This is a genomic window from Paraburkholderia sp. BGA-UO-ETr-F21, assembly GCF_059567925.1.
On the sequence record NZ_JCAQOY010000007.1, the window covers coordinates 333051 to 353755 of the forward strand.

Here is a 20705-nt window from a genome sequence, read left to right on the forward strand (position 1 = left end):
TTTCTCTTTCGCCCGTTTTTTCGGGTCTGCTTCAGCGCTTCTGTTCCTTCACGCGCGACACGATTTGCGTCGGGCTCACGAATTGCAGGGCGATCAGCACCCAGATCAGCGTGATCGCCATGTAAATCATCGCCATCGCATCGATCGACTGCGGTGCGCGCACGCCGGTCGAAAATACAGCGTAGTACAGCGCGACCACGAGCGTTTGCGTCGCGGGCCCCGCGGTGAAAAATGTCAGCTCGAACATGCCGATGGTCCGCACGAGCACCAGCAAGCCGGCCGCCAGCATGCCGGGCACGAGCAGCGGCAGCAGCACGTAGCGGAAATAGCGGAACGTGTTGGCGCCGAAAATGCGCGCCGCCGCTTCGAGATTGGGATCGATCTGTTCGATGAACGGTGTCATCACGAGAATGACGAACGGCAGTGCGGGCACGAGGTTCGCCAGGATCACGCCGCTCAGCGTGCCGGCAAGGCCGACCTTGTACATGACCGTCGCCATCGGAATGCCATACGTGACGGGCGGCACCATCAACGGCAACAGGAAGATCAGCATCGCGAGGCGCTTGCCGGGAAATTGCACGCGCGCAAGCGCATAGGCCGCCGGCACGCCGAGCAGGACCGACAGCAGCACGACTGCGCCGACCACTTCGACGGTCACCCACAACACGCTCGCCAGTTGAAAATCGCCCCACGCCTGCGCATACCAATGCAACGTGAAGCCTTGCGGCAACAGGGTGCCGAACCAGCGCGTCGCCACCGAATTGACCGCCACGGTCGCGATGAGCAGCACCACGTTGAGGAGGAAGAACACCATCGCGCCCCATACGAGCACGCGCCAGATGCGGCCCGGCACGCTGGTGCGCTGCCGGCCGTGGCCGGTACGCTTATCCGGCTCGTGCGCGCCGTCGTCGTGATCTTTCGAAGCCGACGCCGGCCACGAACGCGGCGCCGCGCGATGCTCGGTCGTCATCAGCCTTTGCCTCCCGTCACCGGACCGCTGTAGAAGAAGCGACGCGCGCCGAGCATCGCGGCAACCACCACGAGTTGCACGAAGCCCATCACCATCGCGATCGCGGAGGCCAGCGAATAATCGTAGCTTTCGAAGGCAGCCTCGGCGGCGGCGATCGACATCACTCGGGTCGGGCCGGCGGGCGCGCCGAGCAGCACCGCCGAAGGAAACACCGAAAACGCCTGCACGAACGACAGACACGCCGCCATCGTCAACCCCGGCACGAGCAGCGGCAGATAGATGCGGCGAAACTGCTGCCACGGACTGGCGCCGAGCGTCGCCGCCGCGCTCGCGAGCGTCGGGTCGATGCCGGTCACGTACGAGAGCGTCAGCAGAAACGCGAACGGAAAACCCGACACGATCAGCGAGATCAGCACGCCCCAGAAGTTATGCGTGAGGCGCACTTCGCGCGTATAGAGATGCAGACCCTGCAGCGCCTGCGGAAACCAGCCGTTCGGGCCGAAGTACGTGAGCATGCCATCCGCGATCAACACCGTGCCCAGAGTCACGGGAATCACCAGCAGCGTCGTGACCAGCTTCTGATAGCGCGAGTAGCGCCGCAGTGCGAACGCCACCGGCACCGAGACGCCCACGTTGATGAGCGTGGCGGGCACCGCGAGCTTGAGCGTGACGAGAATGGTCGGCCACATCGACGTGTCGGTGAAGAACGCCAGATAGTTGGCCCAGAGGCCACCGCCGTTCATCGGCCGGAACGACAGCACCAGACCATACGCAAACGGATAGATGAACAACGCGACAATGAAGGTCAACGCCGGCGTGACGAGCCACGCCTTGGCGTCGCGCGGCGCGAGCGGCGGCGACAGCGTGGGCGTATTCATGCGGCCTCTGCCTCGTAGACGAGCGTGCGCGAGGGCGGCACACGCAGGCTGATGCGCTCGCCCTCCGCGAATTCTCCGCCCACGCGCGCCCAGATATCGCCGAATGCGGTCTTCACCCGCAGCAACGAATCGCGGCCACCGTATTCGACGGTAGTCACCAGCGCGTCGAAGGCATTGTCCGCGCCGGGCGCGGCGCGTTCCATATCTTCGGGACGCAGCGCGACACTCACGCGTTTGCTGTTGAAACCGGCCATTGGCATGCCGATCAAACGTACACCGTTTGCACTCACCAGCACGCCTTCGCCCTGCATGCCTTCGAGTTCGAATTCGGCCACGTTGCGATAGCCCATGAAACGTGCGACATGCAGATTCTGAGGCCGCGTATAGACCTCTTTCGGCGTGGCCACCTGTTGCACCACACCCTCCTTCATCACGACAATGCGGTCGGCCATGGAAAGCGCTTCGTCCTGATCGTGGGTCACGTAGAGCGTCGCGCGTTCGAGCTGGCTATGAATGCGGCGAATCTCCGCGCGCATTTCGATCCGCAGTCTGGTATCGAGGTTCGATAGCGGTTCGTCCATCAGGATCAGCGGCGGCTCGATCACGATTGCGCGCGCAATCGCCACACGCTGCTGCTGGCCACCGGAAAGTTGTCCGGGCAGCTTGCGTTCATGTCCGACCAGTTGCACGAGCTGCAACGCTTCGCGCGCGCGGCGCATGGCGTCGCTCTTGCCGACGCCGCGCATTTTCAGCCCGAAGCCGACATTGTCCAGCACGCTCATATGCGGAAATAGCGCGTAGTTCTGAAACACCATGCCGAAGCCGCGCTTCTCCGGCGGCAGTACGTCGATACGTTTGTCGTCGAGCCAGATGCCGCCGCCGCTCAACGGCTGCAATCCGGCGATGCAATTCAGCGCCGTCGATTTGCCACACCCCGAAGGCCCGAGTAACGCGATGAACTCGCCGCGCCGGATCGTCAGGTCGAGTCCGCGCAGCGCCGCGATCGCGTGGCCTTCCGCATTCGTGAAACTGCGGCTCACCGAATCGAGCCGCAACTGCTCAAAGTGATGCTTCATGGCGGTTTCCTGATGCGCGTGGCGCGTCGTGTCACGCACCACGCGTGGATCGCAACGCCATGCATGCATGGCCACACGCGCAGACTATTTGGTCTTCTGCGCGCCGACCTCGGTGTCCCATTTCTTGAATGCCGCGACCATCGCGGCGGCATTGAGCGGCAATGCATGCGGACGCTCGGCGAGTAGCTTCGCGTATTCCGGCCGGCCGTATTTCTTCAGCACATCCTGGCTGTGCGCGGGCGCCTGCTCGACGCTCACGCCCTTGATCGCGGGACCAGGATAGAAATAACCGTCGTCGTAGGTCATGGCCTGCTGCGCCGGCTCGAGCATGAAATTCATCAGCTTGTAGAGCACGTCCAGCTTTTCCTTCGGCACGCCTTTCGGAATCACCATGTAATGCGCGTCGTTCACCCACGTCATGTTGTCGAACGCCTGCACGCGGAATTCGGCCGGCACGATGCCGAGCGCGCGCGGATTGATGTCCCAGCCCGTGACGGTAACGGTCATGTCGCGCGTGCCTTCGCCGAGCTCCTTCATCACTGCCGACGTGCCGCCCGGATAGTAAGGAATGCAATCGTTCAGTTGCTTGAGGAAGGCCCACGTCTTGTCCCAACCGTGAATCGGATCCTGCGGATCCTTGTCACCGAGCACGTAGGGCAAGCCCATCAGAAACGTGCGGCCGGGGCCGGAATTCGCCGGCCGTGCGTAGATCAGCTTGTCTGGATGCGCCTTGCACCATTGCAGCAATTGCTCAGGCGTTTTCGGCGGATCGCTGACTTTGGCGGGGTTGTACTCGAGCAGCGGACCGGCCGGCATATAGGCGACCTCGAGGCCGAAACCCTGCGCGAGATCCTGCATCTTGCGCGGGCCCGGCGCGTATTTGTCGAGCACGCCGGGGAACGCCGCTGCGTTGTCGGGCAGCAGCTTCATCCACAGAGACTGTTCGATGCCGGCGGCGAGCGCGTCGGTGCCGGTCAGCACGAGATCGATATCGGAGCGGCCCGCGGCCTGCATCGCCTTGATTTTGCCGGGCAGTTGTGGAGCGGGCGCGTTCGTGAAGGTGAGATTGGCGACGAGGTTCGGGTACTTCGCCTTGAAGGCCTCGAAGCCCTTTTGCGTGAGTTGAAGATCGCCGGCCACGTCGACGATATTGAGCGTGACCGGATCGGCCGCGTGCGCGGCGGATGCGAAAGCGGCGCTCGCCGCGAGACATACGGACACCAGCCTGAGCGCCAACCTGTCTGAAACAGTCATTGCGTCTCCTCGCTTCTTGGTATGTAAGTCCGCCGATCGGTTGCGCTGCGGACGGTGTCTTTCTACCAATGGAACATAGCGAAGCGGGACAGCTGATGTCAAGCAAATGCTCGCGGCAGCTTCCGGCTGCCGAAAATAACAGTTCTGGCGCTGAATCCTTGCCGTTCAATGGTTTGCGCGCGGCATCCAAGGGCAAACCCGGAGCCGTTCATGAAATCTGATGACAACTTGCCAGACAACTAGCCGCCTTGCACACCTTGCGTATTCACATAGAGCGAATAAAGCCCGTGGCTTGCCGCCATGAAAAGACGGTTGCGATGTCGCCCGCCGAAACACACGTTCGCGCAACGTTCAGGCAACGCGATATGGCCGAGCGGCTCGCCTTGCGGTGTGAAGACGCGCACGCCGTCGAGTTCGTCCGTGCCCATGCCCCAGCCGCACCACAAATTGCCGTGAATATCGACGCGAAAGCCGTCCGGCGTACCCGGACCCGCGTCGATCAATACCCGGTTGTTCGTCAGCGTGGTGCCGGTGCCGGCGCCTTCCACGTCGAACGCGCGGATCTTGCGCGGCTCGCCGCGCGATTCGACGATGTACAGGACCGACTCGTCCGGCGAAAACGCGAGGCCATTGGGTCCCAACACCTCGTCGGCAACCACGGAGACTTCGCCGGTTTGGCCGTCGACCCGGTACACGCATGCCGGCAGTTCGGACTCCTGCCGCTCACCCTCATAGAAACCGTCGATACCGAAGGTCGGATCGCTGAACCAGATCGAGCCGTCCGATTTCACGATCACGTCGTTCGGCGAGTTGAAGCGCTTGCCGCGATAACGATCGGCGAGCACGGTGATCGAGCCGTCGTATTCGGTGCGCGTAACGCGGCGCGTCAGATGCTCGCAACTGACGAGGCGACCCTGCCGGTCGCGCGTATTCCCATTGGCGTTGTTCGACGACTGGCGAAACGTCGACACCGTGCCGCTCGGTTCGTCCCAACGCAGGATCCGGTCGTTCGGAATGTCGCTCCACAACAGATAACGTCCGTCGCCGAACCAGACCGGCCCCTCGGACCAGCGCGCGCCTTGATACAAACACTCGACGGAGGCGGAAGCGAGAATCAGCGGCTTGAAGCGCGGATCGAACTGACAGATGGAAGGATCGGGATAGCGTCGGCTGTTGTCGGTCATGCTGGCGGTTCAAGTAGGGGTTGGCTTGCGCGAATTCGTGCTCCAACGCGAGCCTCGCGAATTGTCGGTATTGTCGGCGAAGATCGCAGATTACTCCGCCTCGCTTTTGTATGACAATAGAGCCGTGCGGTGCGCATGCTGCGGCAGTCGGCTGGCAGTGCCGGTCGATTTCGGCAATTAGTGGGATTATGACTGATATATTGGCAAGAATCGCCAATCAGAATAGTTTCACAATAAAGTTGCTAACGATTGGCATCAAAACACTGTTGCGAGACATTAACAGTCGGCAAATTTTAATTGGCCCATAAAATCGCGGCAAAACAGGCAACTCACTGATCGCCATAGCGCGGCCTTAACCTTTTTGTTAGAAATCATTCTGGCTTTGCAAATTAAATTTTAGTGATAGATTGTGCAGATAAAAAAACACCGGACCGAATGCCGACCGCAATTAACCGCAACGGGATGTTTGCGAGCCTGAGAGAGTAAAAATTGCCGCTACATTTTATCGAGGAGATGGCACCGCTACTGAACGCCGCCGACGAAGCGGAATGGTTCGGTGCAATCTCGGGTCTTGCGGAGACGTGGGGGTTCGACAAGCTGCTGATCGCCATGCTGCCGCGCCCGACGATCCGCCTCGAAGACGCCTATGTGCGTAGCACGTACGCGCCCGTATGGCGCCGTAAATATGACGAGCAGGGACTGGTCCATATCGATCCGACCGTGTCGCATTGCGCGACACGCGCGGCGCCGCTGATCTGGTCACCGGATATTTTCACGACCGCGCCGCAGCTTTCCATGTACGAGGAAGCGCGTGCTCACGGACTGCGCGCCGGCGTGACATTGCCGATTCATGGACCGAACCAGGAAGCCGGCATGATTTGCTTCGTCAATGACAGCAATCCCAACGACGAGTTCTGGCGTCATATCAACCTGGCATTGCCGAATCTCGTACTGCTGCGTGATCTCGTCATTGATATCAGCCAGCGGCATTTGAATACGCACGCCCAGACCTTATTGCCCAAATTGACGCCGCGTGAACGCGAATGCCTGAAATGGACCGCACGCGGCAAATCCACGTGGGAAATATCCCACATCCTGAACTGTTCGGAAGCCGTGGTGAACTTCCACATGAAGAACATCAGAACGAAGTTCGGTGTGAATTCGCGGCGCGCGGCGGCCGTAATCGCAGCCCAGCTCGGGCTTATTGACCCGGGTTGAGCAAGGCGGCGTCGCGGCTGTAGAGCACGCGCTCGGCGCGGCCCAGATCGGCGTCGGACACGGTTTTGGTGAAATACAGGCCGAGCAGGATGGCGACCGGCGCCGGGATTTCAGCACCCGACTCGAAACGGCTGCCACGCGACTGCGTCACACCGAAGCGGGCCCAGAAACGGCGCTGACTCTCTTTTTTCTTTTTGCGGTAAGCAATGATCAGAACCCGGTCAACCGCCGTGGAAGGCTCTGCCGGGCGCGTTTGAAGGCCGGTTTGCGGCTGCCAATGATTTTCGAGAAGTTCCATTTTCGTGTCCTGTCGGTTGAGGGCAAGTGCTTGTCTCGAATTCTGCTTTACCCGATAAGCATGCACACCTATCCAGGTAGGTAGGTGGCGGAACGATTCAAAATGCATAAGTTTTCTTGCGTATTGGGTACCCCAACACGTTCAGGAGAACGTCATGCAAACAGCAATCCGGATTGGAATGCGTCAGGAATTCGACAACGAGGACATCAACGAGATGTACCGGCTGCGCGCCCGGGTATTTCACGGGCGGCTCGGGTGGGATATTCCGACAATCGCCGGCATGGAAATCGACGGCTATGACGCGCTCGGGCCGCATTACATGCTGATCCAGGGCGACAACAGGCAGGTGCGCGGCTGTTGGCGCCTGATGCCGACCGAGGGGCCGAATATGCTGAAGGACACTTTCCCGCAATTGCTCCACGGCGCGGCGGCGCCGGTTGGGCGGCATATCTGGGAATTGAGCCGGTTCGCGATCGAAACCGGCGGCGAGGAGCAATCGTTTGGCTTTGCGGACGTCACCATGCAGGCGATTCACGAACTGGTGACATTCGCCGACCAGATGGGCATTACGCGTTATGTCACGGTCACCACGACGCCGATCGAGCGGTTGCTGCGCAAGACCGGGATCGAAATCAGCCGGCTTGGGTCGCCGTTGCAGATCGGCGTGGAGCGGGCCGTGGCGCTGGATATCGCGGTGAGTCCGAAGACCCGTACCGCGTTATTCGGACCGATCGCCGTTGCTGCCTAGCTGCTGCACGGCAGTTGCTGCACCGCCATTTCGCCGCAGCTGGCGTGGCCGTGCCGTGCCGTGCGGTGCCGGGACGGGGCGGGGCGGTGCCGGGACGGGCCGGGCCTTGCCGGGGCGAGCCTTGCCGGGCCCGCTCCGCCCCGCGGGCGCCGGCGCCATGGCGCTTCGGCCCAACCGTTCGGCGTCGGCGCGCGGGAGACTCAGGAGCCGAACATTCGGTCGAGCGCGTTCTCGAGATGCGCTCGCATCGCATTTCCGGCGGCCGGCCCGTCCTTGCGGCGGATCGCTTCGAGCACCGCCTTATGCTCCGCCTGCACGAGTCGCTGCCGCTCTACCGTCTTCACCAGCGAAAGATTGCGCGACAGGTTCATGCTGAAAAGGATCTGCTCTTCGATGAACGACATGACGGTGATGAAGAACGGGTTCTTCGACGCACGCGCCACCGCGAGGTGGAACATGAAGTCGTCCTGGGCGCCGATACCCTGAGTTTCGATGATGCGCTCTAACTGGTCCCATGCATGCTGGATGGCAGCCATGTCGTCGGCATCGGCTTTGAGCGCCGCCTGCTCCGCCGCGCCCGCTTCGGTGACGATGCGGAATTCATAGCAGCGGCGTATGTCGGACAGCGTTTCGAGTGGGGCGAAGCGGCGCACGTCGGGGTCCGGGCGACGCGCAACCGTTGTCCCCGATCCGTGCCGCGTCGCGATGATGCCGTCGGCCCGCAAGCGCGCCAGCGCCTCGCGCACCGTTGGCCGTGATGTGGCAAAACGTTCGGCCAACGCATGCTCGGTTGGCAAGCGCTCCCCTTCCTTGTACTCGCCTTCGACAATGCGGTTGAGGATGTCGCCGTAAATTCTGTCGGGCAAACCCTTCGTTTTGCGCTCGTTCATCGGCGGGCTGCGGCAGCTTGTCTGAGTAGGCTCCAATTGTAAGGCAAACCCGGTGCTGGTCTGATCACGTCCATGCGGTCCAAAGTGCGGCGAATGCCACAGGTGCCGGCCGCCCGGCGCTTATCCGGCAAGACACCTCGACGCAAAATTTGACAAGAGTTTGATTTACATCCAGGTTGAGTGCATGTTCTTCAGCGACCATTTAAGCTTTCGTTGGCAATGAAGTGCCAATCAACGTGGCAATCGCCCCAGCCAATCGAAACGGCAGCGGCATTCAATTCCTCGAGACACGGAGTCGATATGTACACACGCATCCTTGTAGCGGTCGACGGCAGCAATACCTCGCGCCGTGCGTTCGAAGCAGCGCTCGCGCTCGCCAAATCCAACGGCGCAATCTTGCGGCCGTTCTATGTCGTCGAAAACACACCGCTTTATTTCGAAGCGCCCGGCTACGATCCCTCCGTATTGCGTAACCGTCTCGTCGAAGAGGGCAAGGAACTCGGCGTTGAATTCGCCAAGACCATGATCGAACACGGCGTGAAGGGCGAGCTGGCGGTAGGCGAGGCGTCGTCGCTCGATGATGTGGCAACGGTAGTGCTCAAAGCCGCCGCCCATTTCAAGGCCGATCTGCTGGTGATGGGCACGCACGGAAGGCGCGGCTTTCAGCGCCTGATCCTCGGCAGTGTCGCCGAACGCTGCGTGCGCCAGGCGAGCTTGCCCGTGCTGCTGGTTCCATCCGCCGCAGGTAAGACCGGCGACGCAGACTGAAAGCAGCGCCGCGCCACGCACGCGGCGTATTCGCTGCTCGTGCGCCGGAGCTACAACGCACGACCTTGTGCGGGAGCGCTAGCAGGGCCACACCGCTCATTGCTTATAGCAGTTCCATCAGAATCGCCGCCAGCGATATCGATCAAGATACCTAACTTCCCGAACGCGTCATTTTGTCGCGAAGCAGGCAGTGTGGCCGGTGGGACAATCCTTCAATACCTGACCATTGGCTGCAGAACATGCTCACTCCTACTGCTGTTACGCGCTCCGACGGAACTGCTGAATCCACCGCGTCCGCCGCTAGCGCATTGCCAACGCGCGGCAGCCGCCGTGCGGTGTCGTCAAGGGCAAGCACGCGCACCACTGCGCGCTGTTCGAGTTGCGCGATGCGGCAACTCTGCATGCCTCACGGCCTGTCGCCCGACGAACTCGCGAAACTCGAAACGCTCATATGCTCCGCGCGCTCCGTGCCGCGAGGTGAGGCGCTGTATCGCAGCGGGGACCGTTTCGACAATATTTACGCGGTGCGTTCCGGTTCGATGAAAACCATCATGGCGCACCGCGGTGGCCGCGAACAGGTTACGGGTCTGCGGCTCGCCGGCGAAGCGCTCGGCCTCGACGGCATCAGCAACGACATGCATGCCTGCAGTGCCGTCGCTCTCGAAGACAGCACCGTGTGCATCGTGCCCTACACCGCACTCAAGTCGCTATGCCGAGAAATCAGTTCGATGCAGGAACGCATGCACAAACTGCTGGGGGAGCAGATCGTGCGCGAAGCAGCGCAGATGATGGTGCTCGGCTCGCTCTCGGCGGACGAACGGGTCGCCGCATTCCTGCTCGACGTGTCAGAGCGCAATGCACAGCGGGGGTATTCGTCGGCGGAATTCAATCTGCGCATGACACGCGAAGACATGGGCAGCTACCTCGGCATGACGCTTGAAACCGTGAGCCGCACCCTGTCAAGATTTCAAAAGCGCGACCTGATCGACACACAGGGCAAGCACATACGGATCGTCGATCTGGAAGGTCTGCGGCGGGTCTAGCCTGCCGCCAGGAGCCCAGCCGATGCTCCCCGCCCACTTCTTTTAACGCGCTTTCGTCTTGGCATGGCTCCTGCGAGCGGGTACAGTCTTTAGTCCGTCCCCCGCAAGGAGACCCGGCGAAATGAATCGCGACCCCGCCCCGCATCACCCGCTCGTCCAGCGCCTGATCGAAGCGCGTCAAGTCACCGACGCACTGTTTTCCATCGTCAAACCCGAGTTTTTGTATGAACGCCCGATCCGTGAGCGCCACCGGATCGTGTTTTACATCGGCCATCTGGAAGCTTTCGATCGTAATCTGCTCGATCAGCGCCTGTGCGATCTGCCCGCGTTCGATCCGCAGCTCGACCAGCTTTTTGCTTTCGGCATCGACCCTGTCGATGGTGGTTTTCCGACCGATCAGCCCAGCGACTGGCCGTCGCTCGACACCGTTCGCGGCTACGGCTTGCGCGCGCGCGAGCAGATCGACCGCGAGCTGGATGCGCTAACGCATGCCGCGCAACCCGGCCGCGACGTCACCCAAGCCGCGACCGCCGGGCAATTGCTGAATGTCGCCATCGAGCACCGGTTGATGCACGCCGAGACGCTGGCGTACATGCTCCATCAGTTGCCGCTCGCGCAGAAGGTCACCGAACTGCGCGAGCCCGTCTTGACGCGCGGCGGAGCACGGGACGCGCTGTCGTCGATGGTGAGCGTGCCGGCCGGCGCGACTGTGCTGGGTATGGCGCGCGAAGGCGGCCGCTTCGGCTGGGACAACGAGTTCGGCGAAATACGTGTCGACGTGCCCGCCTTCGAGATCGATCGCTACATGGTGACGAACGGCGCGTTTCGCGAGTTCATCGAGGCAGGTGGCTATCGCGAGCCGAAATGGTGGTCGCAAAAGGATTGGGCGTGGCGGGAGGCCGAGCACATCGAGCATCCCGCCTGCTGGTCGCGGCGCGCTCACGGCGAAGATAGCGAAGGCGGCGCGTGGATGCTGCGCACCATGTTCGACGAAGTCCCATTGCCGCTCGACTGGCCCGCGTACGTGAGCCACGCCGAAGCCAGCGCTTACGCGCGCTGGGCTGGCAAAGCGCTCCCCACCGAGGCGCAATGGCAGCGTGCCGCACACGGCGCCCCGCACGCCGCGTCGGGCAATTTCGATTTTCGCAGTTGGAACCCGCAACCGGTGGACGCGTATCCGGATAACGTCAGCGCATTCGGTGTCGAAGGTCAATTCGGTAATGGCTGGGAGTGGACCTCGACGGTGTTCGACGCCCTGCCCGGCTTCGAAGCGTTTTCGTTTTATCCGGGCTATTCGGCCAACTTCTTCGACGGCCAGCATTTTGTGATCAAAGGCGGCTCGGCGCGCACCGCGCAGTGCATGTTGCGGCCGACTTTCCGCAACTGGTTTCAGCCGCATTATCAGTATGTGTATGCGGGGTTTCGGTGCGTGAGGTGATTTGACAAGTAAACCATAAACTGAACCTTCGGTATCGGTTTGTGGTTTATCGCAAGCGCGGCCGTGTTTGTGGTTTAACCATTACTATTGAGAGCACAACAGGCCCACCTTGAGGCTCTTATCTGTGGGCTATAACTTACCCCGCTGCACCAATTTCAAGATCCGGTAATTCTCGGAACCGGCGAAAAAGACCGTACCGAGCCTTTCGCCCGCCACTTTTGCATGCAACTTTTTTCCGGAACTTTCCAACTCCACCTTCAAGGATTTCAAGGCATGCGCCGTTCGCACACGCCGCTCGGTACGCTCACAGCATAAAATATCTTGCCGAGCCTTTGAGTGTCTGCTCACCCAGTGTGGACATATTGAAGCCAGGCAAGCCGGTGTTGTGTTCAATGAACGAGCAATCGCTGCAATTGAGGCCTTGGGGTCCGCACGCGTCGCATTCAGGAATTGAAGCGCAAGGTCATCGGGAGAGTGGCGCACTCGCGTGAGCGGGCTTCTGTCGCCCCATATCTTGTCGGCTGGTTGTAATTCACCTTGAAGTAAGCCAAGCAAATCTGTGCCTGTAGACTTACAAAAATGCACCAATATATCCATTGGAAGGCGCTTTGATCCGTCGAAGCCGCCACTATCGGAAAACTTTTCAAGACCTATGCTACCAGCCGCCGCAAAAACGTTCCCGTAATGAAGTTTGATGAGAGAATCAAAGGCGCGGCAGGCATCAGCGAGGTCGAACGACTGCCCGCTCGAGGCGGCAGCCACCACTCTTGACAGATGAAACGCGGTCCAGAGATCCTCCCTTGACGCATCAACAGGTTCTCTAACCGCACACCGATAGCCTACGGCTCCGCACCTTGAGCAGACACCCGGTAAGCTGGGACAACCGAGACGTCTTCTGCTGCCCCCGCATTTTGCAACAACAAGATTTACTTTATGCGCGGGACAAGCTCGCACCAATGGCATACGCCAGAGAACTCTGCCCCACGCACCAGGGTAAGGATTATCGTCGACACACACAGGACAGAATCGTTGAATCCTCTGCCCCTCCATTCCCACAAGGCCCGAAAAAATACTTACCAATGGGCCCATCGTGCAGTTGACAAGCTCCGGCCGTCCTGTGGCCAACACTAAGGTCCTCAGGAGGGGCATATCCTCTCGATCAAAGTGCGCAACGGTACTCACAATACGTGGTTCCGCCCCCTTCAAGTCAGCAGATTTGGCTATATATCGACAAAGCTCGGCGATAGTGACGCCATGCGCAACAGCCAGACGCCGCCCGTAACTGGATATGCTTTCGCACTGGCCAGTGCCAACCCCAATGGGTTCCATGGCATAAAGCTTTGTCTTAGCGGGCCGAACGTAACTTGCCAGCGATGCCGGTAGGCTCATCGAAAATCTCCCCGGAGCAGCGTCAATTGTCCGAATTTTTCTGCGGTTCGAGGGGAAGAAGATTCTCAAACCTTGAACCACGAGTAACCAGAATGCCTGCCTCAATCCAGATGTTACGCACCGTCACCGGAATGCCGTCACGACGCAGTTGGTCCACTGCCTTCCAGAACAGCGCGTCGACCGCCTGCCGGCGCGTGGCCGTCTCTTCGGCTCTCAATTGACAAGAGCGTCTGGCAATCTCTTTCGTTTCGACAGGAAACCTTTTCTCTAGCGTCCTCCGGTGACAACGCATTTGTCGCGCCAGTGCAGCCACCGACGGGCAGTTGTCGTCCTGGAGCGCCGCCAATGTGAGCGCACGGCGCTCATCAATCGAGGCAATATCACTCCTCCGTGGTTGCGAAACATAGTGATGCTTAACTGGAGATGCACAGCGAATTTCTCCGCGCATGGCGTCAACCACATCAGCGCCAGCTGCTGCGCAGAGCGCCAACAGAGGCGCATATTTGATTTTTCTACGCCCATTGATCCAGTCGTGCAATCGCGCCTTATTTACGCCGCAAATCGCTGCCGAACGGTACGGCTTACCTCCGCCAATCAGTGATGCGAGCCACTCTACGCTTGATCTCACTGTTTCACGCGAAAATGTCTCTCCGCAAGAAACAGCTGCGATGAGGCGCGCCGACTGATCGGCGACCCATTGCTCCTCGATGGAGGCGACAATTTCCTCCCCGCCTTGGCAACGATAGCCAATCGAACCGCAACGAGCACAGAGTCCCGGGAAATGAATCCGTGACCACCTTGCCTGTTGTTGATCAGCGGATTTGCCGCAGCTTGTCGGTACCAGGCGAATACAGTGCTTTGGGCAACACTGAACCTCCCGTATATCCCAGAGAACCGGCAGGTACGCACACTCAGGAAAGCTCTGAGAAACACAGGCAGGACAATGTCGCGCCTGATGCGCCGCCATTCCTTGGAGGTCTATGACGTCCGCAACACCATACAACGACAGATACTTCACTGTAGCGACATTCGTTGCGGATACGAGTGCATCGATAAGTTGGAGAGTCCGATTCGGCGCGTATAAGTTCACCGAACACCGCTTACTCCACGTCGAAAAATGTCGCCAAAAAGAGAAATCCGTCGATGAATGAGGCAATAGTCCCTTATTCACCAGATCATCGACAGTGACGCCATGCGCAGCGGCAAGGCGACACAGATAACTGACGGGAGTTTCGCAATCCGCCGTACCCAGACCTATGGGTTCCATGGCGTAAAAAGATCGTCTCGCTGATTGTCCCGCACTTCGCAGTTCCAAATCAACCTCCCTTCGAGAGTCAGCAAGCGATGCGTTTCTCTAGGTCTGCAAAAAGCGTGTCGCTGAAGACAGCCCTTCCGAAGCCTTGGTCCAACATCGAAAGCTCGCCCTCGACGATCTCCTTCCGAATCTTTTCAATGACATAAGAAGGCTTGAGCGCCTTCCTCAACATCTTGCTGCTCCACTCGCCATGGTTCGAAATCTGGAGTACGAGACACTGAACCATAAATTCCTTCAGCAGACCGACGATACCGAGAGTAACGTCCAGAAGCTCGGGAGCAATGGCGAGAAATTTCGGAACCTGTTTGAGAGGCCACCGATTCTGCAACTTTTCTACAATAGTCGTAAAGGCTTGCAGATCGGCGTCATTCTGCCTCGGATTATCGGGACGGTCCCGTCGGTAACGGCCGAGATAAAATATTTCTCCTCGTCGCGCCACCTGGCCGTAACTCGTTACCATGCTGAAAAGGTCGTAGGAACCGACGAGTAACAACTGACACGAGATGGCGTCGACCAGACTTTTCAGGGTATCCATAAGGCCTTCGTGATCGCCGTAGCGAAGAAGATGCAGAATTTCGTCGATGGCGAGGATCTTCGTTTTCCGATGAATCAACATTTCCTCCACTGCGTCCCGTAACGCAGCCAACGATGCGCGCCTGCTTGCTTTGACATGGCCATTGACGACTTTCCATGAACGCTTCGCAGCGATGAGCGGCTCCTGCCCTGCAGCGAGCATATTCCTGTAGACACCACCCCAGGATACCTTGGCCGTCCCATGTGCTGGCGCAGCCAAGAAGATGAAAGGATGCTCGCCCACTTCATGGTTCTGCAATTTGGCCCCCATGTTTTGGGCAAGAGCGGTCTTTCCCGCTCCTGGCGGCCCGATCAAGGTCAGTATCCGGGTATCAGTGTACTTTCCGATATATCTGTCTAACTCACCGCCTACCTCATCAAGAAGCGCATGACTCGCCTGAAGCGAGTAGAAAAATCTGAGCTTCTGCTCGTTATCGAGCGCCAACACCTGCTCGGGCGCGAGCGCACTGTAGCGAAGACGATCCTCGACTGAAATATTGCGCGTGATGTCAAATGAGACCAGTTCGTTCGTCATATGCAGCCCAGTCCATCGGTCCATGTCGGCTTTCGCTAAGAGGAGCAGAAACGTCAGGCTCGTCAATAGCCAAAGAAGCACTTGTGGCTTCAAGCTCCGTATCAGCAGTAACTGACGGAAGCGCCGGCGTCGGGAGGTCACGGCGGAGCTCCTCCGGCAGCGGTCTTGCAAGCGTCATCCCCAGCGCTTGGTAGACGGCGGTCGCGGTCGCCTGCTGCAGGGCGATCGTTTCATCAAAGACAGGGCGGGTACGAATTTCCTGCAAGCGACGCGCACGGGCAACGGTCCGTCCATCCCGCGCTGCCGCGAGGCGATTGAAACTCCGTTCCTGGCGCTTCGCCTGCGCGACCTCGTAGCGCGTACGGTTCCAACACGGCATGAGGTTTCGGGCGATCGCAGTTACCCAATGCTTATCGACATAAACATAGATGACGTTGTCCATCCATGGCTCTACCCTGACCGGACACTTTGCTCCTCCGAAGCGGCTGAATTCGGAATGCCAGTAGAAGTGGTTACTTTCCCAAACACCCCTGCCTGGATGGATGGTGTGAAACTCGTGCGGTGGTGTAGGTGATGTCAGTAGCAGGAGATTCTCATCGAAGTCGACCGTCACATGCGAGCGGAGACCCGTTTGCTCATATCGGACATTCTCGAAAGCCTCTGCGGTCATTCCTAATTTTGGGTGCACATGAACACGGTATCTGAAATCGAACAGGTACTTATCAAGTGCCTGATAGAGTTCCGGGAATGACCACGCCCGACGCAGGTTCGGTTGCATGGATTTTGTGACTGTGCGTGCCTGCTTGAGTTGGATCGAGCAGCCCTCGAGTCCATTGAAAAACTCCTCTTCCGACACGCCGATAATTCGCTCGACAGGTGCACCTCCGCGCGGACGACCAGTGGTTCGATGAATGTATCCCGTCCCGAATATTTCGCAGAATTCTTTGACCACGCCCGCACGAAGATCCGCGCCTCCGTCGACCACGACGACGCGGGGCATTCTTCGCCAGCGCCGCACGTAGTCCCGGAGAACCATCAGGACAGACATCGCGGATGGAGCGTGATAGCTCAGATACATTGCGCGCGGGCATGTAACGTTTCCATCAACGCCGAGTGATAGCCACGTTTTCTTCCAGTCTTGCCCCTGCGGCCCGCGGGTGACCAGATTCGGAATCGTGTGATCAATGTACAGAACTTCGTGCGGCAATATCCCATGGAGTGACTCGCGAGCATCAAGTATTAACGGGATATCGCTGTCCCGGTATTCGACCCGCTTTCCATAACGCTTCCGGAGCGACTCTTGATCCTCTGCGCGCTTGCAGAACGTTGCATACGACATGTATTCGCCGGGAAGCCGCTCTTCACACAGCGGCAGAAAGATATCGTAGGCTCTCGCCTTAGAAGGTGCCTCCGGGGTGTTGTATTTTGTTTCTATGATCTCCTTTGCCAACGCCTCCAGCGCGGCCGAAAGGCGCGGTCCGCGTCGTCCTTTGTCACCGTTGCGGGGCGCCAGTGCAATTAAGGCATCGATTGCAGAGGCTTGGTGGGCAACGACACGTTTGGCACGGGCCAGCGTCGACCGTGCAAGTCCGTGCCCTTCCTGTACGGCGGTGTATTTCCTGATTGCACAGGCCCGTTCCTTCTTACTGAGATCCGACAGGGTTCGCCGCTTCGATAGCTCAAGCAGGCCGCGACTCGCTGTTTCATCCGCCTGCTTGCGCAGCAGTTCCTCAACCTGACTTCTGGAGAGAGAAAGGCTCCCCCGGTTGTCACTGACAAGCAGGACCTGGGCATCTGCCTTGAGACCCGCGACGAGTTCAATTTGCCACTCCTCGTTGCCATAGCTGACCTTAGTACCCGGCTGGCAACACCCCATGCCAGGCAGTGGCAGCGGCTCCTGATACCCGCTTGCCTCTCGGATAAGCCGATCCGTCTCCCAGGCAACTGCGTCCAGATGTACCCAGAGGTTAGCCGTATCGCGCAGTGAATCCCGGACAAGATCCACATAAAGGACCTTCTGGACGATCGCAGAAAGAACGGTGTCAGCGTCGATGCCTTCATGGTTCAATAACCCTTCAAACCGTACGGGACCCTCCCGAACCAGACTGCGCAGCTTGTCCTGCGTGTCAGACGCGATCAGCGGTGTTCGCCCGTCGTGATAATCACAAAGGTAGCGAGCATTCTCGACAAACTGCCGGGGAATGTGGCCGTTGGTTCGCAGCACGTGCGCCAGCCCCACTGAGGCACAGTATGCCTCGGCCTCACGGTCATGCCAGACATTCTCTTCGTCGCGAAAGAAGCGCCCTGTCCTGACCGCTCGGGCCGAGTCCTTGACTTCTATGGCAACCAGATCTTTTTCTTCACGCCAGTCCTCAAATCTCGGCGTATCGGCAAGGACAAGGAAATCAAAAGTGTGCTGATCGGTGCTGACAACGCGACCATCTTCCCTGCGAGTGGAGATCGTCACGGTGTGGGCGTTGGCGTGGTACTCGTGCACACGATCATTAAACTCGTACCAGGTCGCCGCGCTACCCCGCAGGCTCCTGCCTGTCACGGCAATGTGCCGTTCACCCATTTTCCGAGAAAATACGCCCATAACCGAAACCGCTCCGAGGTCCCGCGGCACTTTTACTTCGGGTTGACGCTCTCGGCTCTCACCAATGAGTTTGCGAGCTTCGTCACAGAGTTTGTTCTGGTCGAAGTAGTCGGAGAGCTCGACGGGGCGGAACATATCAGGGTCCTTCAATCCGGGATGATCAGGTTCGGCATCACTGTAGGTGACAACGCAACGAATGCAAGTACTGCGACAACCGTGGACGTCGCGGAAAGTCGACAACAGGCCTTGATAGATCCGGTGGGGTAACACGGGCCTATACTGACTTCAGCGTGCTTTTCTGGGGATCTTGGGGTTGAAATCCGTTCAATTTTTTCTCGTGCTTTTGATCAACCTCTCTCTCCGCCTGGCTTTCGACGAATTTCTAATCTCCGATACAAACAGTTTGTATAACGAAACAAATAGAATTAATGCCTCTGACACGATCGTGAATTTCTAATTTTAGGGCGACTAGATGGTACGTAAACAAATTTCAAAGACAGACATCGATGTTAAAATTTTGCTTAATTAATCAATGCGGATCGGACTGGCACGGTGGGTAAAGTTGATGTATCTCAAGCGGTGTCTGGTCTTGTTCGCACGATAGTTAAAGTTCCGCCCACTCGAAATCTTCATCTTCCCCGATAAACTTAAGCGTCTAGGCAACATCCCGTCGCAGGCAGTGACCAATCAATTGTTGCAGCACATCAAGGCGGATATTTCGCAGCGAGTCCACGATATTGACGTTGCCTTTGCGTCGTCCGGATTCTCTCGCTGGCGACACACGTCCGTCCCGCTAGTAGCCTCACGCGCCGTTGCCCCGTCACTTCATGAAATACCCGATCGCTTGAAAGCGGCAACCCGCCCAGCGAAGCCGGACGTCTGTCGGCTCCAGCGCGCCTCGGTTTCTGCGTGCCCCGGACGCTGTGGAAACTAAAGGGCCATTTTCTTCACTTCGAGGCGGCGCTTTTTCGGGTCGCCGAGTTTGGGCAAAGAATTTGGGTGTTCAGATAAGAAGAGTTATCTGAACACCTGCTTAGCATTTCACATTTTGCCGAGGATAATTACAAGAAGTCACGAAACAATACGGTCCAGGAAAACGAACACCACTAATGCAGTACCCATGCTGGATTGCGTAAGGAGGCACTTTTGCGAAACCAAGTGAGCCGCGAGTAAAGCGCGGGGAACTAAATTTCGTGCTTTTTGGTTTAAATCCGCAAAATCCTGCGTCGCAACTTTGTAGATAGTTTAGTTCCAAAAAAACGTATGGATGGAACGGCTTGCGGGGTCTGTGCAGGATCGACGCAGGCATGTGCTGAATTTAGTTCCAGTTATGCAGTGTGGTGAATTATTTTGTGCGTTTTTGATAACTAAAGCGTATTACTGAACCGCCCCGGGGCGGCTCAGTATTGCTCTTCATAAGGTCGATCCATGTGCGAGGATTAGCCCGCAGCACCTCGACCGGCTGATTTCGTGTTGCCTGTTGCGACGACGGGATCACCATGCAGCATCGGGATCTCCATTGAATTCGCACTTGGCAGCCTCGATCACCCGAGTCGGGTCGGTTATGAAAACGTCCGCAGGCAGCGCGCCGTTAAGTAGCGCGTGCGGCGAGTAAAGCCAGAATGCGCGCCGCCATCCCCCGGCATCATACGGAACGTGCAAGTTCTCAACCAGACTCGCGATCCCGGGAAGTAGTGCACCATTCAAATCAAATTGAAACCATGGATACACGTACCGATGCTGCGCTTCAGACCACACCCCGAGCAAGGCACCGGAAATGCGCAAATCACGGATATGTCCGACAGCATCCTGATCGCGCGGGACACCGATTAGCTCTGCGACCCGCGAGTCGTCGGGCCAGCGATTTGCGAGTAGCTCATCGCGAAAAGCAAGCACAGCATCTTTGGGTGTGGGCATATGCCTCGCCTTGACAAAGTCGGCAGGAGGACCGGCACCGCGCAGCACGCCGAGTGGCTGCCCTCGCCTGGGCATGGCTCACGGCGAGGCAACCCGGTCGAGCAACGTCGACGCTTCTTTAGTGGCTAGCCGGTGCGGCGGCAACCTCTCCGAATACGAGCGTGCACACCAAATCGTCTGGCGGCTGGATGTGCCGGTCGGCGCGTGAACAGGGTCTCATTTCGCCGCCATCCGTGGAGTACCAAAGGCGCAATATGGTTTCGACCGGCTCCTTTTCGCGCCAGATGCCCGTAACCTGACGCAAACGTGCGGGACCGTTTTCAGCCACGAGGTCCAGTACATACACGCTGAAACTGGCGGGTTCGATCTGCGCGGCTAGCTCCATCAAGGCGTCCGGCCCACCAATCAACCAACCATCCGGCAGGTCGATGCCATGGCTCACGTTGAGCGCGCTCACAACAAGAAAGTTCAGAACCTCATCGGTCCAGCCGACACACCGCCACACCTGGTAGGGCTGGGCAATTGCTTTCCTGACTGGGTGCGACTCCGCCCAGCTCGTATCAGTGACCAACATCTAGACTCCTTAAGTTAATCCGATCGCCCACGTCACCACGG

At 58.8% G+C, this 20705-nt stretch carries 18 protein-coding genes and 1 pseudogene; 5 read left to right on the plus strand and 14 right to left on the minus strand.

Annotation, left to right across the window (positions count from 1 at the left end; translation table 11 throughout):
* Positions 1 to 31 precede the first annotated feature (31 nt).
* From AC57B1_RS06335 to AC57B1_RS06355, 5 genes are all read right to left on the minus strand, one after another.
* Complete coding sequence (locus tag AC57B1_RS06335; RefSeq protein WP_496416983.1) at positions 32 to 970, minus strand: ABC transporter permease; 939 nt, start codon at positions 968 to 970, stop codon at positions 32 to 34.
* The gene (locus AC57B1_RS06340) at positions 970 to 1848 is read right to left on the minus strand and encodes an ABC transporter permease (protein WP_496416984.1); all 879 of its coding nucleotides are present in this window, start codon (positions 1846 to 1848) and stop codon (positions 970 to 972) included. The genes AC57B1_RS06335 and AC57B1_RS06340 overlap by 1 nt, the downstream gene beginning before the upstream one ends.
* Positions 1845 to 2924, minus strand: coding sequence for an ABC transporter ATP-binding protein (locus tag AC57B1_RS06345; RefSeq protein WP_496416985.1), 1080 nt, complete (start codon positions 2922 to 2924; stop codon positions 1845 to 1847). Before AC57B1_RS06345 ends, AC57B1_RS06340 begins: the two co-directional genes overlap by 4 nt.
* Before the next feature lie 84 nt (positions 2925 to 3008).
* Positions 3009 to 4178, minus strand: coding sequence for an extracellular solute-binding protein (locus AC57B1_RS06350; protein WP_091806641.1), 1170 nt, complete (start codon positions 4176 to 4178; stop codon positions 3009 to 3011).
* Between the two features lie 239 nt (positions 4179 to 4417).
* The gene (locus AC57B1_RS06355; RefSeq protein WP_496416986.1) at positions 4418 to 5362 is read right to left on the minus strand and encodes an SMP-30/gluconolactonase/LRE family protein; all 945 of its coding nucleotides are present in this window, start codon (positions 5360 to 5362) and stop codon (positions 4418 to 4420) included.
* Between the two features lie 513 nt (positions 5363 to 5875).
* Here AC57B1_RS06355 and AC57B1_RS06360 point away from each other — a divergent pair.
* The gene (locus tag AC57B1_RS06360) at positions 5876 to 6580 is read left to right on the plus strand and encodes a helix-turn-helix transcriptional regulator (protein ID WP_496416987.1); all 705 of its coding nucleotides are present in this window, start codon (positions 5876 to 5878) and stop codon (positions 6578 to 6580) included.
* Here AC57B1_RS06360 and AC57B1_RS06365 read toward each other — a convergent pair.
* Entirely contained in the window at positions 6564 to 6878 is a 315-nt protein-coding gene (locus AC57B1_RS06365) for a helix-turn-helix domain-containing protein (RefSeq protein ID WP_091806631.1), read from the minus strand. The two genes, AC57B1_RS06360 and AC57B1_RS06365, sit on opposite strands and share 17 nt — an antisense overlap.
* Before the next feature lie 154 nt (positions 6879 to 7032).
* Here AC57B1_RS06365 and AC57B1_RS06370 point away from each other — a divergent pair, with 154 nt between their 5' ends.
* Entirely contained in the window at positions 7033 to 7626 is a 594-nt protein-coding gene (locus tag AC57B1_RS06370) for an acyl-homoserine-lactone synthase (protein ID WP_091806628.1), read from the plus strand.
* Positions 7627 to 7826: 200 nt separating this feature from the next.
* Here the strand turns inward: AC57B1_RS06370 and AC57B1_RS06375 are convergent, their stop codons facing one another.
* Positions 7827 to 8516, minus strand: a complete 690-nt coding sequence (locus AC57B1_RS06375) for a FadR/GntR family transcriptional regulator (protein WP_408342171.1) — start codon at positions 8514 to 8516, stop codon at positions 7827 to 7829.
* Positions 8517 to 8816: 300 nt separating this feature from the next.
* On the opposite strand from AC57B1_RS06375, the gene AC57B1_RS06380 reads away from it, so the two are divergent.
* The 3 genes from AC57B1_RS06380 (at position 8817) to AC57B1_RS06390 (ending at position 11765) form a co-directional block, all read left to right on the plus strand.
* Complete coding sequence (locus tag AC57B1_RS06380; RefSeq protein WP_496416988.1) at positions 8817 to 9284, plus strand: universal stress protein; 468 nt, start codon at positions 8817 to 8819, stop codon at positions 9282 to 9284.
* Positions 9285 to 9523: 239 nt separating this feature from the next.
* Positions 9524 to 10327: a helix-turn-helix domain-containing protein gene (locus tag AC57B1_RS06385; protein WP_496416989.1), complete on the plus strand. Its 804-nt coding sequence runs from the start codon at positions 9524 to 9526 to the stop codon at positions 10325 to 10327.
* A gap of 121 nt (positions 10328 to 10448) precedes the next feature.
* Positions 10449 to 11765, plus strand: a complete 1317-nt coding sequence (locus AC57B1_RS06390; protein ID WP_496416990.1) for an SUMF1/EgtB/PvdO family nonheme iron enzyme — start codon at positions 10449 to 10451, stop codon at positions 11763 to 11765.
* Positions 11766 to 11894: 129 nt separating this feature from the next.
* Here the strand turns inward: AC57B1_RS06390 and AC57B1_RS06395 are convergent, their stop codons facing one another.
* From AC57B1_RS06395 to AC57B1_RS06425, 7 genes and pseudogenes are all read right to left on the minus strand, one after another.
* Positions 11895 to 12527 (minus strand): hypothetical protein, encoded by a 633-nt coding sequence (locus tag AC57B1_RS06395; RefSeq protein WP_496417045.1) that lies wholly within the window; start codon positions 12525 to 12527, stop codon positions 11895 to 11897.
* Between the two features lie 171 nt (positions 12528 to 12698).
* A pseudogene (locus AC57B1_RS06400) lies at positions 12699 to 13154 on the minus strand (TniQ family protein); the annotation flags it as partial.
* Positions 13155 to 13176: 22 nt separating this feature from the next.
* Positions 13177 to 14421: a TniQ family protein gene (locus AC57B1_RS06405; protein ID WP_496416991.1), complete on the minus strand. Its 1245-nt coding sequence runs from the start codon at positions 14419 to 14421 to the stop codon at positions 13177 to 13179.
* A gap of 67 nt (positions 14422 to 14488) precedes the next feature.
* Positions 14489 to 15577, minus strand: a complete 1089-nt coding sequence (locus AC57B1_RS06410) for an ATP-binding protein (protein WP_496416992.1) — start codon at positions 15575 to 15577, stop codon at positions 14489 to 14491.
* A complete protein-coding gene (locus AC57B1_RS06415) occupies positions 15552 to 18308 on the minus strand; it encodes a hypothetical protein (RefSeq protein ID WP_496416993.1) in 2757 nt (918 codons plus the stop codon). Before AC57B1_RS06415 ends, AC57B1_RS06410 begins: the two co-directional genes overlap by 26 nt.
* 1359 nt (positions 18309 to 19667) lie before the next feature.
* Positions 19668 to 20090 (minus strand): hypothetical protein, encoded by a 423-nt coding sequence (locus AC57B1_RS06420; protein WP_046565370.1) that lies wholly within the window; start codon positions 20088 to 20090, stop codon positions 19668 to 19670.
* A gap of 118 nt (positions 20091 to 20208) precedes the next feature.
* Positions 20209 to 20664: a hypothetical protein gene (locus AC57B1_RS06425; protein WP_496416994.1), complete on the minus strand. Its 456-nt coding sequence runs from the start codon at positions 20662 to 20664 to the stop codon at positions 20209 to 20211.
* Between the last annotated feature and the right edge of the window lie 41 nt (positions 20665 to 20705).